Origin of the sequence: Streptococcus oralis subsp. dentisani, assembly GCF_007475365.1 — a bacterium.
Lineage (GTDB): Bacteria > Bacillota > Bacilli > Lactobacillales > Streptococcaceae > Streptococcus > Streptococcus mitis_AX.
Genome location: NZ_CP034442.1, coordinates 445,556 through 462,444 on the forward strand (window position 1 = coordinate 445,556; position 16,889 = coordinate 462,444).

The 16,889-nt window shown below is 40.6% G+C and carries 18 protein-coding genes; 17 read left to right on the forward strand and 1 reads right to left on the reverse strand.

Features of this window, described 5'->3' with window-relative positions; genetic code table 11:
* Positions 1-48 precede the first annotated feature (48 nt).
* Entirely contained in the window at positions 49-693 is a 645-nt protein-coding gene (gene serB, locus EJF26_RS02350) for a phosphoserine phosphatase SerB (RefSeq protein WP_000616890.1), read from the forward strand.
* 9 nt (positions 694-702) lie between these two features.
* Positions 703-1,818, forward strand: coding sequence for a glycerate kinase (locus EJF26_RS02355; RefSeq protein ID WP_000706403.1), 1,116 nt, complete (start codon positions 703-705; stop codon positions 1,816-1,818).
* On the opposite strand, the gene EJF26_RS02360 is transcribed toward EJF26_RS02355, so the two are convergent.
* Positions 1,815-2,261 (reverse strand): DUF1694 domain-containing protein, encoded by a 447-nt coding sequence (locus EJF26_RS02360; protein ID WP_000131106.1) that lies wholly within the window; start codon positions 2,259-2,261, stop codon positions 1,815-1,817. The genes EJF26_RS02355 and EJF26_RS02360 overlap by 4 nt on opposite strands.
* Before the next feature lie 162 nt (positions 2,262-2,423).
* Between EJF26_RS02360 and eno the strand changes: the two genes are divergently transcribed.
* The 15 genes from eno (at position 2,424) to EJF26_RS02435 (ending at position 16,870) form a co-directional block, all read left to right on the forward strand.
* Positions 2,424-3,728, forward strand: coding sequence for a surface-displayed alpha-enolase (gene eno / locus EJF26_RS02365; protein WP_000022821.1), 1,305 nt, complete (start codon positions 2,424-2,426; stop codon positions 3,726-3,728).
* Positions 3,729-3,904: 176 nt separating this feature from the next.
* Positions 3,905-4,399 carry a YkgJ family cysteine cluster protein gene (locus tag EJF26_RS02370; protein WP_000031479.1) on the forward strand — a complete coding sequence of 165 codons (495 nt, stop codon included), beginning with the start codon at positions 3,905-3,907 and terminating at the stop codon, positions 4,397-4,399.
* Between the two features lie 203 nt (positions 4,400-4,602).
* A complete protein-coding gene (locus EJF26_RS02375; RefSeq protein ID WP_000972223.1) occupies positions 4,603-5,439 on the forward strand; it encodes an AraC family transcriptional regulator in 837 nt (278 codons plus the stop codon).
* A gap of 238 nt (positions 5,440-5,677) precedes the next feature.
* The gene (locus EJF26_RS02380; protein WP_001178528.1) at positions 5,678-6,592 is read left to right on the forward strand and encodes a YobF C-terminal domain-containing protein; all 915 of its coding nucleotides are present in this window, start codon (positions 5,678-5,680) and stop codon (positions 6,590-6,592) included.
* 122 nt (positions 6,593-6,714) lie between these two features.
* Positions 6,715-7,257: a ClbS/DfsB family four-helix bundle protein gene (locus EJF26_RS02385; RefSeq protein ID WP_001137922.1), complete on the forward strand. Its 543-nt coding sequence runs from the start codon at positions 6,715-6,717 to the stop codon at positions 7,255-7,257.
* 284 nt (positions 7,258-7,541) lie between these two features.
* Entirely contained in the window at positions 7,542-8,045 is a 504-nt protein-coding gene (locus EJF26_RS09995) for a hypothetical protein (RefSeq protein ID WP_004246015.1), read from the forward strand.
* A gap of 90 nt (positions 8,046-8,135) precedes the next feature.
* On the forward strand, positions 8,136-8,750 hold the full coding sequence (locus tag EJF26_RS02395; RefSeq protein WP_001166738.1) for an HI_0787 family protein: 615 nt from the start codon (positions 8,136-8,138) through the stop codon (positions 8,748-8,750).
* A 35-nt stretch (positions 8,751-8,785) separates the two neighbouring features.
* Complete coding sequence (pynA, locus tag EJF26_RS02400) at positions 8,786-9,478, forward strand: pyrimidine 5'-nucleotidase PynA (protein WP_001146404.1); 693 nt, start codon at positions 8,786-8,788, stop codon at positions 9,476-9,478.
* A gap of 61 nt (positions 9,479-9,539) precedes the next feature.
* The gene (locus tag EJF26_RS02405) at positions 9,540-10,193 is read left to right on the forward strand and encodes a uracil-DNA glycosylase (protein ID WP_001164850.1); all 654 of its coding nucleotides are present in this window, start codon (positions 9,540-9,542) and stop codon (positions 10,191-10,193) included.
* 9 nt (positions 10,194-10,202) lie between these two features.
* Entirely contained in the window at positions 10,203-10,667 is a 465-nt protein-coding gene (locus tag EJF26_RS02410; protein ID WP_001135775.1) for an NUDIX hydrolase, read from the forward strand.
* A 12-nt stretch (positions 10,668-10,679) separates the two neighbouring features.
* Entirely contained in the window at positions 10,680-11,948 is a 1,269-nt protein-coding gene (locus tag EJF26_RS02415) for a dihydroorotase (protein ID WP_000924527.1), read from the forward strand.
* Between the two features lie 41 nt (positions 11,949-11,989).
* Positions 11,990-13,330: an MATE family efflux transporter gene (locus EJF26_RS02420; protein WP_000283628.1), complete on the forward strand. Its 1,341-nt coding sequence runs from the start codon at positions 11,990-11,992 to the stop codon at positions 13,328-13,330.
* Positions 13,331-13,508: 178 nt separating this feature from the next.
* Positions 13,509-14,477, forward strand: coding sequence for a thiamine pyrophosphate-dependent dehydrogenase E1 component subunit alpha (locus EJF26_RS02425; RefSeq protein WP_000105365.1), 969 nt, complete (start codon positions 13,509-13,511; stop codon positions 14,475-14,477).
* Positions 14,478-14,493: 16 nt separating this feature from the next.
* Positions 14,494-15,486 (forward strand): alpha-ketoacid dehydrogenase subunit beta, encoded by a 993-nt coding sequence (locus EJF26_RS02430; RefSeq protein ID WP_000448711.1) that lies wholly within the window; start codon positions 14,494-14,496, stop codon positions 15,484-15,486.
* A gap of 340 nt (positions 15,487-15,826) precedes the next feature.
* Positions 15,827-16,870, forward strand: coding sequence for a dihydrolipoamide acetyltransferase (locus tag EJF26_RS02435; protein WP_000752693.1), 1,044 nt, complete (start codon positions 15,827-15,829; stop codon positions 16,868-16,870).
* The last annotated feature ends 19 nt before the right edge of the window (positions 16,871-16,889 follow it).

Sequence of the window (16,889 nt, forward strand, 5' to 3'; positions counted from 1 at the left end):
ATGATTCTTTCATACGATTTTTGGGCTGTTTAGAGAAAAGGAGAAGTGATGATCCAAGTAAAAGGCCTGTGTGTCATGGATGTTGATGGCACCCTGATAGCAGAAGAAGTGATTGATCTTTTAGGAAAAGAAGCAGGTTGCGAAGAAGAAATATCGCAGATTACAAGACAGGCAATGCGAGGTGAACTGAACTTTGAAAGGAGTTTACGAGCGAGAGTGGCTTTGTTAAAAGGTCTTCCGATTTCGGTCTTTGATACTGTCTTCAAATCCATTCATCTGTCCAAAAATGCCCAAGAATTTATCTCCGTACTTCAAAAGAAGGGCATTCTAGTCGGTCTAGTGTCTGGTGGATTTACACCAATAGTTGAGAGATTAGCAGAATCCCTTGGCATCTCCTATTTCTCTGCCAACCAGTTGGAAGTCAAAGACAACTTTTTAACAGGTCGACTAGTTGGTGAAATTGTTACAGCCCAAGTAAAACAAGCTACTCTTGAGAATTGGAGAAAGGAATTAGAACTGCCCAAAGAAAGAACGATTGCCATCGGTGATGGTGCCAATGATCTCTTGATGTTAAAGTCAGCAGGCCACGGTATAGCCTTTTGTGCCAAAGAATTCGTAAAAGTTGAGATAGCTTGTCATGTAGATACAAGGGATCTTTTAGAAGTTTTGCCTTTGATTGATTTCTTAGAATGAGAGGGAACTATGAAGATTGTAATTGCACCTGATTCTTTTAAAGAAAGTTTGACGGCAGAAGAGGTCGCTCAAGCTATAAAAAGAGGATTCCAAAAATCGATAGCAGATGTAGAATGTCTGCTCTGTCCTGTTGGTGATGGTGGGGAAGGAACTGTAGACGCTATTCGCCATTCTCTTGAACTCGAAGAAAAATGGCAAGAGGTGACGGGACCTTTTGGTCTAAAAGAAGCAATGCGCTACTTTCAGAAAGATCAAAGGGCACTCTTTGAAGTTGCTGACTTGGTTGGTTTAGGGAAGATTCCGCAGGAGAAACGAAATCCCCTCCACATCCAAACACGTGGTATCGGAGAGTTGATTCGTCACCTCATAGAACTTGGAATGAAAGAAATCTATATCGGTGTTGGCGGTACCGCAAGCAATGATGGTGGAATTGGCATTGCTGCTGGTCTGGGTTATCGCTTTTATGATAAGAATGGAAAAGAATTGCCAGCTTGCGGTCAGACTTTGCTTGAGTTCGAGTCAATTTCAGACAGCGAGTTGTATAGGATTCCTGAAGATGTGAAGATTCGCATTTTAGCAGATGTCGTGAGTCCTCTATGTGGCCACCAAGGAGCGACCTATACATTTGGAAAACAAAAGGGCTTGGAACCTGCATTGTTTGAGACAGTAGATCTGGCTATACAGGGGTTCTATGAAAAATTCTCACCTTCAACCCTATCTCTGAAGGGAGCAGGAGCTGGTGGTGGGATTGCTGCTGGGCTATGTGCTTTTGCTGAGGCCTGTATCGTATCTGGGATTGATACTTGCTTGGATTTGATTGACTTTGATAAGAAAGTTGCAGGTGCTGACTTGGTTATTGTCGGAGAGGGCAGACTGGACTGTCAAAGCTTTGCTGGAAAAGCTCCTATCGGTGTAGCAAAAAGAACCCCTAACGGAGTTCCTATTATCGCTATTTGCGGTAGTCTTGCTGACGATTTGCCTCCCCTACCATTCGAAAATATACAGGCAGCCTTTTCTATTTTAGAGAAAAGTGAACCACTAGAAGATAGTCTGAAAAATGCAAGCCTCTATTTGGAGCACACAGCTGCTAATATTGGTCGTTTATTAAAGTTGAGGAAGGATTAACCCAACCATTTTTTCCAGATGGATTTTTTCGGAGTTTCTGTCTTTTTCTCCTCCCAGAGATTCGAGAATGCAAGTCTAAGGTCCTTTTCATCTACTTGAACAGGTTCATTCGTGTGAATAACTAGACCAAAAGGAGAGGTGATATGATCGTCTGAAACAATAGTCGCCTGGCAGTTGCTTTCCTTTGCTTGTTTTAAGTAAAAGACCTGTTTGTCAAACTCAATATTTGGTGAGATTTTCACAAAAAGTTCCTCTACCTTTTCTTGAAAGCCCTCTAAAATAGAGAAAAATCCATGTTCTAATTCAGGACTATTGGCAGTATTGATATCCGCGTAGCCAAGAACTCTTTCCTCGAAAGTACCGAGGTAGCGGCGTTGTTCATCTGGGTTTAATTTCGGCCCACCATGAGTTTTTTCTAGTAGTTGTTTTGATAAATCTGTCATAAAAACAGTATATCACAAAAAACGCAAGAAAACAGACAAAAGAAAGCGATTACTTTATAAAGTTAAGGAAAATTTGCACAAAGATAACGTTTTTTCTTGAAAAACGCTTATTTTTAAGGTATCATAGAGGTGTAAAAAATTTAACTCAAAGGAGAGTAAAAAATGTCAATTATTACTGATGTTTACGCTCGCGAAGTCCTAGACTCACGCGGTAACCCAACACTTGAAGTAGAAGTTTACACTGAATCAGGTGCTTTCGGACGTGGTATGGTTCCATCAGGAGCTTCTACTGGTGAACACGAAGCAGTTGAACTTCGCGACGGTGACAAATCTCGTTACGGTGGTCTTGGTACACAAAAAGCTGTTGACAACGTAAACAACATCATCGCTGAAGCAATCATCGGCTACGATGTACGTGACCAACAAGCTATCGACCGTGCTATGATCGCACTTGATGGTACTCCTAACAAAGGTAAATTGGGTGCAAACGCAATTCTTGGTGTGTCTATCGCTGTAGCTCGTGCTGCTGCTGACTACCTTGAAATCCCACTTTACAGCTACCTTGGTGGATTCAACACTAAAGTTCTTCCAACTCCAATGATGAACATCATCAACGGTGGTTCTCACTCTGACGCTCCAATCGCTTTCCAAGAATTCATGATCGTACCTGCTGGTGCACCATCATTCAAAGAAGCTCTTCGTTGGGGTGCTGAAATCTTCCACGCTCTTAAGAAAATCCTTAAATCACGTGGTTTGGAAACTGCCGTAGGTGACGAAGGTGGATTCGCTCCTCGTTTCGAAGGAACTGAAGACGGTGTTGAAACTATCCTTGCTGCTATCGAAGCTGCTGGATATGTTCCTGGTAAAGACGTATTTATCGGATTTGACTGTGCTTCATCAGAATTCTACGATAAAGAACGTAAAGTTTACGACTACACTAAATTCGAAGGTGAAGGAGCTGCTGTACGTACTGCTGCAGAACAAATCGACTACCTTGAAGAATTGGTAAACAAGTACCCAATCATCACTATCGAAGATGGTATGGACGAAAACGACTGGGATGGTTGGAAAGCTCTTACTGAACGTCTTGGTGGTAAAGTTCAATTGGTTGGTGACGACTTCTTCGTAACAAACACTTCTTACCTTGAAAAAGGTATTGCAGAAGGCGCAGCTAACTCAATCCTTATCAAAGTTAACCAAATCGGTACTCTTACTGAAACATTCGACGCTATTGAAATGGCGAAAGAAGCTGGTTACACTGCCGTTGTATCACACCGTTCAGGTGAAACTGAAGATTCAACAATCGCCGACATCGCAGTTGCAACTAACGCAGGACAAATCAAGACTGGTTCACTTTCACGTACAGACCGTATCGCTAAATACAACCAATTGCTTCGTATTGAAGACCAACTTGGTGAAGTAGCTGAATACCGTGGATTGAAATCATTCTACAACCTTAAAAAATAAAATAGTTCAGTGAACTATTTTATCCCGAACCTTGAAATTCAAAAGTTCGGTCGTTGATTTAACAACGTTTTAAGCCCCTCGGATTTTATCCGAAGGGCTTTTTTTCTGTTCAGGGGGCAAAAAGGAGGCAGTGTTTATGGTATAATAGACAAAAACACTTGTATTAGAAAGCAATTATGTCTAAAGAAATTGATATTGAGTATTACCACCAACTAGCACTGCAAAAGCAGAAGGAGCACCGCAAAGTGTTAGCTAATCTAAAGAAAAAACCTCCTAAAAACTTAGATAAGATTGCCCAGCAGATTCACCAAGAAGTCTTTGATGAGATTGATTGTACTGCCTGTGCTAACTGTTGCAAGACATTGGGACCCAACTTCAAAGAAGCTGATATTACCCGTATCGCCAAATACTTTAAGATGAAATTACCAGCTTTTGAAGCGGAATTCCTTCAGGTGGATGAAGATGGGGATAAAGTTTTCAAATCCATGCCTTGCCCCTTTCTAGGAGGAGACAATCTCTGCTCCATCTATGACGTTCGTCCCAAGGCCTGTCGTGAATTTCCCCATACAGATCGTAAAAAGATCCATCAAATAAATCATTTGACGATTAAGAATACCTTGACCTGCCCAGCAGCTTATCTCTTTGTTGAGAAATTAAAGGATAGGTTATAGAAATATACACCTCTGAATCTTGTACAAATATTCTAGGGCGGAAGTATCTGATATCTGATAGACTATAGATAGAATTGAACATGGCCTAAAAGCTGTGTGAAAAAGATAAAATTTCCTAGGACCAGAAACTCCAGCGTCAATTTTCCTATTTTCACTTTGCTTTTAACGTCTTTTGTATCTTGTGGAGGTAAGAAGAAACGAATATGATGCATCAATTCAATCAAACCATGGATTATTTGGAGCAGCAACTGACTTCAGAAGTGGATATGAAAAGATTTCAACAGCTATCTGGCTATTCTTATCCTCTCTTTAGCAGGCTCTTTTCCATCCTAGCAGATATGACTTTAGCAGAATATTTGCGCAATCGCAGGCTGTCAGAAGCTGTGACAGACTTGCGGGAAAGCACTGAGAAAGTCATTGACATAGCGCTGAAATACGGCTATGACTCTGCGGATGCCTTCAGCGCAGCCTTTAAGAAATTCCATGGTGCGACCCCCTCAGAAGTTCGAAATGGAAAACCTTATCGGGTCTTTCCTAGACTTCAATTATCCTTAAAGATTACAGGAGGAAAGAACATGGATATCAAGATTCAAAAGAAACCTGCTTTTACCGTGGCAGGCGTTCTATTGGAAGCTATTGACAATAGCCAATGCCCGTCTGCATGGGAGCAGCTTTATGCAAATCACAGCTTTGAAAGTCTAGAGAGTCTGGGAAGTGGCCAATCCTTTGGTCTCTGCTCGGATGTGAAAGAAGGCGAAATCATTAACTACATGGCGGCTTATGATGTGACGGATAAAGCGAAAGCAGAAGAACTAGGTCTGTCAATCAAAGACATCCCAGCAGCTGAATATGCTATCGTCCCAGTCAAAGGTCCTATACCAGCTAGCATTCACAATGCTTGGAAGTATGTTTTGGAGGTTTTTTTCCCAGAAACAGGCTATCGCCACTCAGGAGCGCCAGATTTTGAAGTCTATACTGAAGGAGATATGTCGTCACCAGACTATCAAATGGAACTCTGGATACCAGTAAGCAAGGACTAGATAATTTTCTATTTTTTATAAAGATGGAAAGCTGACTCTGTAGAAGGTATCTTTTACAGAGTTTTTCTTTGTTTGAGAAATAACTTATGCAAAAAAGAATTACAATTTAATTTAAATTTAAGTATAAAGAAATTCATGTCTATAAATCAAACATACCATAATTTTTGTTTGGATTTTATGGGGCATACGAATAGTTTTCTCGGTATAATAGTCCCATAGAAGATAAGGAGGCAGGAATATGCAGATGTATTTTGGAGATGTGTCGCTTTGCTATAGCTATTCATTGGCAATGGCACTAGAAACCTATGGTTATGACTTTAAAGCAGAGTTTTTAGAGGCAATTATGGTGATGGGAAATGGCGCTAGTATCGTGAAGGAAGATGAGGTGCACCCTTTAGTATTCTTTGATAATGGAATGCCAGACCTTTCCATCTCTCATTCCTTAAAAATACTTGGGTTTGACTTTGAAGAATTCTATCTAAAAGATGGAGCGGAAGTAGATTTGGAAGAGGTTAAAGGAAAGTTGGAAACGTTTCTGTCTAATGGACCTGTCGTACTGGGTCCTCTTGATATGGGCCATTTGACTTACAATCCCAATCACACAATCCTTTATGGTGTAGATCACTTTGTAACTGTGTATGCTGTTGATGGTCAGCATCTCTATTTGCATGATCCAGCTGGTTTTGCCTGTATGAAGGTTACTTTTAATGACATTTTAGAAGCTTGGAAGGCGGAAGCTATTGACTATAAGCGTGGAGCATACTCCATGTGGGGAAATTTTAAGAAGGTCAAGAGTCCTAGTCAGACTGAAATCTATCAGGAAACAGCAAGGATTATGAAGAACCGATATCTGAATGGTCAAAACGGTGTTTTGGAATGCTATGCAAAAGCAGTTGCTGAAAACGGCTTAAATACGGAGCAAAAGCAATTGCATCAGTATTTCAGCTTTAAACTTGCTGCTGTTCGAAATCTCTATCTCAGTAAATTCTTAAAAAACCATGATCCCGAAGGGGTAAGGTTAAAAGAAGAATTGGCTACTCTATTTGGTCAAGCCCACCTTTCGTGTTTAAAAGAAGATTACCAAGGACTGTCCCACTTGCTCTATCAGATAGCTGAAGTGGATGACCGCTTTAGAGATTTATATGTAAAGTAGTGACTATAAGCATAAAATAACTAGTCAGTAAAAGCAGTTTTTCGTAAAGAACTGCTTTTTGATTATGGTATAATGAAGTGAGGAAATAGCATATCCAACTAAAAAATGAAGGGAGAACTCCTATGCCTAGACCAAGAACGAAAGAAGAATTAGTGTTAGCCTCTAAGGAAAACTATGAAAAGCTCAATCACTTTATATCTAAATTAAGTGAAGAGGAACTACAGACTCCTTTTGATTTTTCAAAAGACCAAAAGAAAAAAGAAGCTCACTGGAAAAGAGATAAAAATCTAAGAGATGTTCTGATCCATCTCTATGAATGGCATCAGTTACTTTTGACATGGGTACATTCCAATCAAAAGGGTCATGAAAGACCTTTTCTCCCTGAACCTTATAATTGGAAAACTTATGGGGAAATGAATGTCGCTTTTTGGAAGAAGCACCAGAGAACGTCCTTAGAAGAAGCAACCAAACTCCTCAATCAATCGCATGAAGAGGTTTTAGAGTTGATGGAAGGCTTCAGCAATGACGAATTGTTCACAAAAGGTGTCTATAAGTGGACGGGAGGAACAAGTCTAGGCTCCTACTTTGTCAGTAGCACTTCCAGTCACTATGATTGGGCTCTGAAAAAACTCAAAGCTCATCAGCGAAATTGTAAGAATAGCTAGTTGAAGTGCTATTGAAATTCACCAAAGGTTCTTCTAAGCTTCGAATAGCTCCATTCTCGTGATTTTTGAACAATTCTAGCTTTAGAATCCTTCAAAAATTAAAATTTAAGGTTATCATGGACTTAGAATAGACCTAAAACATTTATTTTAATGTAATTCTAAGTTTAGAATTACAATGATATTAAAGTAATAGAGCTGTTCGATGCTTAGAATGTCTTGATTCTGAGAAATCTTGACTAGAAAATGCCTCGAATGGCTTTTTTCTGATATAGGTTGATAGATAGATGGGTGAGATGATGAACATACAAAAAGAGAAAGTTAGAAAAGAGTTGGTGTCCCTCTGTTTGGGAGAGTTCACAGCCGTCCTATCCTTTTGGTTTTGTTTTTTCCTTTTGAAAAATCGGCTTGGTGATGAGAATAGTCTAGTAACCATTCTCTATCCTCTGTCTTTACTGACATTTATTTTGCTTCAAGGTTCAATCTATTGGGCGATTTTGATTAGAAGACTGTCGAATCCCCAGTTCGGAAGAGGTAGTGTCCCCAAACTATATGGTGGTTTCAGAATACTAGACCTTGTTTTACTTATTTTAGGCTTTCCTTTTATAGTCTGGAATACACCGAGTGTCCAAGTGGGTATTATAGCCACACTAATACAGCTTTTTGCCCTTATCGAATGGGTTAATTATTTCCTCGTACGCTTATCCTATAGTCTGAATCCTCTTGTTTTATGGAAACGAATTACCAAGGGAAAACTTGAAAAGAGTAGAATAGCCAAGGAGTTGGGATAGAGACGAATAAAGAGCTTACCCATTCGTTTTTGTAATATGCTATAATTAATCTATCAAATTTTTTGAATAACTACTAGAAGTGAGATAGATATGCAAATAAACTACAATAGAAAACAGAAATCAGATATTGTTATTCCTAAACCGTCAGCCGTTGAAGTTGAAAAATACTTAAAATCGTGGAAAAATCTTAAAAATTATAAGTTGCAAGAAGATGCTTTAGATAAATTGTTTTTTGAGCTATTACCAAGTAACGAAGAAATTTCTGATATCTTATTAAAGGTTGCTACATTAAATGATTTTTATAGCACTAATATTTTTTCAGTTTATCCAGTTGCAAAGCATATACTGAGTCTTAAAATTGATGAGAGATTGAGACAAGGTGATGTAACTTTAGTCAATGAAATTCAAAATGTTACCATTAACGGAGTAACTAGAAAGTTCTATTCTTTTTCTACAAAATACTGTTCTCATCATAATCCTAACGAATACCCTATTTATGATAGCTATGTAGAAAAGGTATTGAAATATTTTAGAAAAACAGATAAATTTTCTAAATTTAAGAATGCAGATCTAAAAGATTATCAAAAATTTAAAAATATAATTATTGCTTTTAGAGAATACTACGGATTAGACGAATTTAATCTTAAAGAGATTGATCAGTATTTATGGCAGTTGGGAAAAGAATATTTCCCAAATAAATATTAGCGACTTTTTTCTCACTAAGAAAGGAAAACTTCAAATTGCCCTACAAATTTCTACTCTTCGATCTCGACCACACCTTGCTTGATTTTGATGCTGCTGAGGATGTGGCTTTGACGCAACTTCTAAAGGAAGAAGGAGTTTCGGATATTCAAGCCTATAAAGACTATTATGTTCCTATGAACAAGGCTCTCTGGAAGGACTTGGAACAAAAGAAAATCAGTAAACAAGAGCTGGTTAACACGCGCTTTTCTCGTTTATTTGCTCATTTCGGACTAGAGAAAGACGGTACTTTGCTTGCCCAGCGTTACCAATTTTATCTCGCACAGCAGGGGCAAACTTTTTCGGGCGCTCATGAATTCTTGGACGGTCTCATCGAGCGCGATTATGAGCTATACGCTGCGACAAATGGGATTACTGCCATTCAGACAGGGCGTCTGGCTCAATCAGGTTTGGCTCCCTATTTCAACCAAGTTTTTATCTCCGAGCAGTTACAAACACAAAAACCTGATGCACTATTCTATGAAAAAATCGGTCAGCAGATTGCTGGATTTGATAAAGAAAAGACACTGATGATTGGAGATTCTCTAACCGCCGACATTCAAGGTGGCAATAATGCTGGCATTGATACTATCTGGTACAATCCCCATCATCTGGAAAATAAGACGCAAGCTCAGCCGACTTATGAAGTCCATTCTTACCAAGACTTACTAGATTGTTTGGATAAACTGTAAAAAGTGGTTTAGATAGCCACTTTTTGCTATAATAGAGGCAGTAAAAACGAAGGAGTCGGCTATGCAACACTCATCTTGGCATGCTTTGATTAAGGAGCAATTACCTGAAGGTTATTTCGGGAAAATCAATCAATTTATGGAGCAGGTTTATGCCCAAGGGACTGTTTATCCACCCAAGGAAAAGGTTTTTCAGGCTCTCTTGAAAACTCCGCTTGAAGAAGTTAAGGTGGTGATTCTAGGGCAGGATCCCTATCACGGGCCAGGTCAAGCTCAGGGCTTGAGTTTTTCTGTACCTGACTCTATCCCAGCTCCGCCATCCTTGCAAAACATCTTGAAAGAATTGTCAGATGATATCGGGGTTAAGAAATCTCATGATTTGACGTCTTGGGCTGAGCAAGGAGTCTTACTTCTCAATGCTTGCTTGACGGTTCCTGCTGGTCAGGCCAATGGTCATGCTGGGCAGATATGGGAGCCTTTTACAGATGCTGTGATTCAGGTTGTCAATAATCTAGACAGACCTGTAGTCTTTGTACTCTGGGGTGCTTATGCACGCAAGAAGAAGGCCTTAGTTACCAATCCTCACCACTTGATTATCGAATCAGTCCATCCTAGTCCTTTATCGGTTTACAGAGGATTTTGGGGTTCCAAGCCTTTTTCCAAGGCCAATGCATTTTTAACAGAGACAGGACAAGAGCCAATCGATTGGCTTAGATAAGGAGAAAATATGCCTCAGTTAGCGACGATTTGCTACATTGATAACGGAAAAGAACTGCTCATGCTCCATCGTAATAAGAAGCCTAATGATGTCCACGAAGGCAAATGGATTGGCGTGGGTGGTAAGCTAGAGCGAGGAGAGACACCTCAGGAGTGCGCAGCGCGTGAAATCCTCGAAGAGACAGGCCTCAAAGCCAAGCCAGTTCTAAAAGGTGTCATCACTTTTCCAGAATTCACGCCAGATTTAGACTGGTACACCTATGTTTTTAAGGTGACAGAGTTTGAAGGTGAGTTGATTGACTGCAATGAGGGGACGCTGGAATGGGTTCCCTATGATGAAGTTTTGAGCAAGCCAACTTGGGAGGGTGACCACACCTTTGTTGAGTGGCTTTTAGAGGACAAACCCTTCTTTTCAGCCAAGTTTGTTTATGATGGGGATAAATTATTGGATACCCAAGTTGATTTCTATGAATAAAGGAGAAAGCAGATGCTACTAATCAAAAATGGTCGTGTAATGGATCCCAAGTCTGGTTTGGATCAAGTGTATGATATTTTAGTCCAAGATGGAAAAATTGCCAAAATTGCTCCGGAAATCAAGGAAGAAGGAGCAGAGCTAATTGATGCTACAGGTCTTGTTGTTGCGCCTGGACTAGTTGATATTCATGTTCATTTCCGTGAACCTGGTCAAACCCACAAGGAGGACATCCATACTGGTGCTCTAGCAGCTGCTGCAGGTGGTTTCACAACGGTTGTCATGATGGCTAATACTAGTCCAACCATTTCGGATGTAGAGACTCTTCAAGAAGTTCTCCAGTCAGCTGCCAAGGAAAAGATTAACGTCAAAACGGTTGCGACTATTACCAAGAATTTTAATGGCCAAGACTTGACTGACTTTAAGGCGCTTTTAAAAGCAGGTGCCGTTGGTTTCTCAGATGACGGTATTCCACTTGAAAGCAGCAAGGTTCTCAAAGAAGCCTTGGAAACTGCTAAAAAACTTGGCACCTTTGTTTGTTTACACGAGGAAGATCCCGGCTTGAACGGTATTCTTGGGTTTAACGAAAACATCGCTAAAGACCACTTCAAGATCTGTGGTGCGACAGGGGTAGCAGAATACGCCATGATTGCGCGTGATGTTATGATTGCCTATGCAACTAAGGCCCATGTTCACATCCAGCATTTGTCTAAGGAAGAAAGTGTCAAGGTAGTGGAATTCGCTCAAGGTTTGGGAGCGCAAGTCACAGCAGAAGTGGCACCACAACATTTTTCTAAGACAGAAGCTCTTCTTTTAACTCAAGGGAGCAATGCCAAAATGAATCCTCCGCTTCGTTTGGAGTCAGATCGTCGTGCCGTGATTGAAGGTCTTAAGTCGGGCGTCATCACTGTAATTGCGACAGACCACGCGCCTCACCATGCAGATGAGAAAAATGTAGAAGATATCACTAAAGCACCATCTGGTATGACTGGTTTGGAAACCTCTCTTTCTCTTGGTTTGACTTATTTGGTGGAAGCTGGTGAGCTAAGCTTGATGGAATTGCTAGAAAAAATGACTGTCAATCCAGCTAAACTTTACAACTTTGAAGCAGGCTACTTGGCTGAAAATGGTCCAGCGGATATCACCATCTTTGATGACAAGGCTTATCGTACTGTTGGTCCAAACTTTGCTTCAAAATCATCAAATTCACCATTTATCGGGGAAACCTTAAAAGGGCAGGTTAAATATACCATCTGTAAGGGACAAATCGTCTACAAAAACTAGATGGGATTCTGCTCTATAAACTATAAGAATAGAGAGCGTATATGTATCCAACCCATCAATTTAAAGATAAGTTTGTCTTATTTCTTAAGATATTTTTCCCTATCCTGATCTATCAATTTGCCAATTATTCTGCCTCTTTTGTGGATACAACCATGACGGGGCAATACAATACCATGGACTTGGCTGGTGTATCAACTGCAACGAGTCTATGGAATCCTTTCTTCACTTTTTTAACAGGGATTGTTTCGGCTATGGTTCCTATCATCGGCCATCATCTAGGACGAGGTAAAAAGGAAGAAGTAGCATCTGACTTTTACCAATTTATCTATTTGGCTTTTGTATTGTCTTTGATTTTGCTTGGGATGGTAATATTCTTAGCGCCCCCCGTTTTAAACCATATTGGACTAGAAGAACAAGTGGCAGCAGTTTCGGTTTCTTATCTTTGGTATTTGTCTATCGGAATTATTCCCTTGTTGCTTTTCAGTGTTATCCGATCGCTACTTGATTCACTCGGTCTGACCAAGCTATCTATGTACCTCATGCTCTTATTGCTACCTTTAAATTGTGGATTTAACTATTTGTTAATTTACGGTGCCTTTGGGTTTCCAGAGTTAGGTGGAGCAGGAGCAGGGCTGGGAACTTCGTTAGCCTATTGGGTTTTATTGGGCATTTCCCTGCTTGTTTTGTTCAAACATCAAAGATTAAAAGCATTACATCTTGAAAAACGTATCCCGCTCAATATAGATAAAATCAAGGAAGGTGTTCGGTTAGGTCTACCAATTGGGGGAACCGTCTTTGCGGAAGTGGCTATTTTCTCCGTGGTGGGACTAATCATGGCTAAATTTTCATCGCTCATCATCGCCAGTCACCAGTCAGCTATGAATTTTTCGAGTCTCATGTACGCTTTTCCCATGAGTATATCCTCTGCTATGGCAATTGTTGTGTCTTACGAGGTGGGGGCTAAACGTTTTGGGGATGCAAAAACCTATGCTCGTTTGGGGAGAATAACAGCCCTTATTTTTGCAGGTCTCACCCTGTCCTTTCTCTACATTTTTAGAGATCGTGTAGCAAGTCTATATGGAAATGACCCTCAGTTCATTGAAACAACTGCTGTATTTCTGACTTACAGTCTCTTCTTCCAGTTAGCAGATAGCTTTGCGGCACCGCTCCAGGGGATTTTAAGAGGGTACAAGGACACTATCGTTCCTTTCTATCTTGGATTAATCGGGTATTGGGGAGTAGCGATACCTCTAGGATATCTACTAGATCAGGCAACTGACTTAGGAGCATATGCCTACTGGATTGGGTTAATTGCCAGCTTGATTGTTTCTGGTTGTTTGTATCAATGGCGTTTGAAATCCATAATGAAAAGGTTGAGCTAATTTTTAGAAAATATCCCGAAAAATAACTTTGTGAAAAAATACTCTAACCAAAGAAAATCCCTGTTAAAACAGGGATTTATTTTTTTACCTTGTGAAATTTTATCGGTCATATACTTTGACAGTGTTTTCTAAAAACGGTAAAATGGTAAAGTAAGAACAATGTTAGAAAGGCAAGATTATGTCAACTTTAGATAAAAATCTTTTGCTAGAGATGTTCCGTAAGATGGAAGAAATCCGTCGCATGGACTTAAAAATAGCTCAGTTAGTGAAAAAGGGAAAAGTTCCTGGTATGACTCACTTTTCTGTCGGAGAAGAAGCTGCTAACGTCGGAGCTATGCTGGCCCTCAATCCAGATGATCTAATCACCTCAAACCACCGTGGTCATGGTCAAGCTATCGCCAAAGGAATTGACCTCAATGGCATGATGGCTGAAATCCTTGGGAAATACACTGGAACATGTAAAGGAAAAGGTGGTTCCATGCACATTGCTGACCTTGATGCTGGTAACCTTGGTGCCAATGGTATCGTAGGTGGTGGTATGGGAATCGCTGTTGGTGCAGCCCTCAGTCAGCAAATGCAGAACACTGGAAAAATCGTCGTTTGCTTCTTTGGAGATGGCGCGACCAACGAAGGTGTCTTCCACGAAGCAGTGAACATGGCTTCTATCTGGAACCTTCCAGTGATTTTCTACTGCATTAACAACGGTTATGGTATCTCTGCGGACATCAAAAAAATGACCAATGTAGAACATATCCATCACCGTAGCGCAGCATATGGTATTCCTGGAATGTTTATTGAAGATGGCAACAACGTCATCGACGTTTATGAAGGATTTAAGAAAGCTGTAGACCATGTTCGTGGTGGTAATGGTCCAGTCTTGATTGAAAGTGTCACTTATCGCTGGCTCGGTCACTCATCATCTGACCCTGGTAAATATCGTACACGTGAAGAAGTGGAATTGTGGAAACAAAAAGACCCAATCGAAAACCTTCGCAACTACCTCTTGGAAAACAAGCTAGCAAGTGCCGAAGAATTGGAAGAAATCCAAGCACAAGTCAAGGAAGCAGTAGAAGCTTCTGTTAAATTTGCTGAGGAAAGCCCATTCCCACCGCTTGAATCCGCATTTGAAGATATTTACGCAGACTAAGGAGAAAGAGATAAAAATGGAAACAAAAACAATGTCGTTCCGTGACACCATTATCCTTGCTATGTCTGAGGAAATGCGTCGCGATGAAAATGTATTCTTGATGGGAGAAGACGTCGGTGTCTTCGGAGGAGACTTCGGAACTTCTGTTGGAATGCTCGAAGAATTTGGTCCAGAACGTGTTCGTGACTGTCCGATTTCTGAAGCTGCTATCTCGGGAGCAGCAGCAGGAGCAGCCATGACAGGACTTCGCCCAATCGTTGATATGACCTTTATGGACTTCTCTGTTATTGCCATGGACAATATCGTCAACCAAGCTGCTAAAACACGTTATATGTTTGGTGGTAAAGGTCAGGTTCCAATGACAGTTCGATGTGCAGCTGGTAACGGTGTCGGTTCTGCAGCTCAGCACTCGCAATCTCTAGAGTCTTGGTTTACTCACATTCCTGGACTTAAGGTTGTAGCTCCAGGAACACCTGCGGACATGAAAGGACTGCTCAAGTCTTCTATCCGTGATAACAACCCTGTTATCATTCTTGAGTACAAGTCAGAATTTAACCAAAAAGGGGAAGTGCCAGTTGATCCAGACTACACAATCCCACTTGGAGTTGGTGAAATCAAACGTGAAGGTACAGATGTAACAGTCATTACTTATGGAAAAATGCTTCGCCGTGTGGTTCAAGCTGCTGAAGAATTGGCAGAAGAGGGGATTTCAGTTGAAATTGTGGATCCACGTACCCTTGTTCCACTTGATAAGGATATCATCATTAACTCAGTGAAGAAGACTGGTAAGGTGGTTCTTGTCAACGATGCTCACAAAACAAGTGGCTATATCGGAGAGATTTCAGCAATTATTTCAGAATCAGAAGCATTTGACTATCTAGATGCACCAATCCGCCGTTGCGCCGGAGAAGATGTGCCAATGCCTTACGCACAAAACCTAGAGAATGCAATGATTCCAACAGTTGAAAGCATCAAAGATGCCATCCGTAAAACCTATAACAAAGAATAAAAGTGCATAAGATAAATTATGTAAAGAACGTAGTTTTTAACTTTAGCAACCTGAGATACGTGTTGTATCCAAGTTGTATGTAAAGTTGCGACAGTTTTTTGACGAATCGATAATATTCGGCAAAAAACACTTAGTAAGTCTACTAGGTTGGTCGCTATATAGCGGCAACCGTAGTAACTTGAGACACATTCCGTGTCCAAGTTACTTGTAGAGTTGAACACGGGCTAAAGTCTGTGTGAAAAAGATAAACTTTCCTAGAAACTAAAGTTTCTTCGTCAAGTTTCCTATTTTCACTTTGACTTTTAACGCCCTTAGTATCATAATTAGAATTGGAGAGGTCATGGCTGATGACAAGCTAAGAGCGACTCCTGCGGCTAGAAAGTTAGCGGATGATCTAGGTATCAACCTCTACGACGTTTCTGGCTCAGGTGCAAACGGTCGTGTCCACAAAGAAGACGTGGAAACTTATAAAGACACAAACGTGGTTCGCATTTCGCCACTTGCAAAACGAATTGCCCTCGAACATAACATTGCTTGGCAGGAAATCCAAGGAACTGGCCATCGTGGCAAGATTATGAAGAAGGACGTTTTGGCCTTCCTTCCTGAAAATATCGAAAACGATACCATCAAGTCTCCTGCTCAGATCGAAAAAGTGGAAGAAGTTCCTGATAATGTTACACCTTATGGTGAGATTGAGCGTATTCCAATGACACCAATGCGTAAGGTTATCGCGCAACGTATGGTTGAATCTTACCTAACTGCGCCAACTTTCACACTCAACTACGATGTCGATATGTCAGAAATGTTGGCTCTTCGTAAGAAGGTTCTTGATCCAATCATGGAAGCAACTGGTAAGAAAGTCACGGTTACTGACTTGCTTTCTCTTGCGGTTGTGAAGACATTGATGAAACACCCTTACATCAACGCTTCGTTGACTGAAGACGGCAAGACCATTATCACGCACAACTATGTCAACCTTGCGATGGCGGTTGGGATGGATAACGGATTGATGACACCTGTTGTCTATAATGCTGAAAAATTAAGTCTTTCAGAGTTGGTTGTAGCCTTCAAGGATGTGATTGGTCGTACCTTGGATGGTAAATTAGCTCCAAGCGAACTCCAAAATTCAACCTTCACAATTAGTAACTTAGGAATGTTTGGTGTTCAGTCCTTTGGTCCTATTATTAACCAACCCAACTCAGCTATCCTCGGGGTTAGCTCAACAGTTGAGAAACCTGTAGTTGTCAATGGTGAGATTGTCATTCGCCCTATCATGAGCCTTGGATTAACGATTGACCACCGTGTCGTAGATGGGATGGCTGGTGCTAAGTTTATGAAAGACTTGAAAGCCTTGATTGAGAACCCAATCTCAATGTTGGTTTAAAAAATACAGTATTTATTTT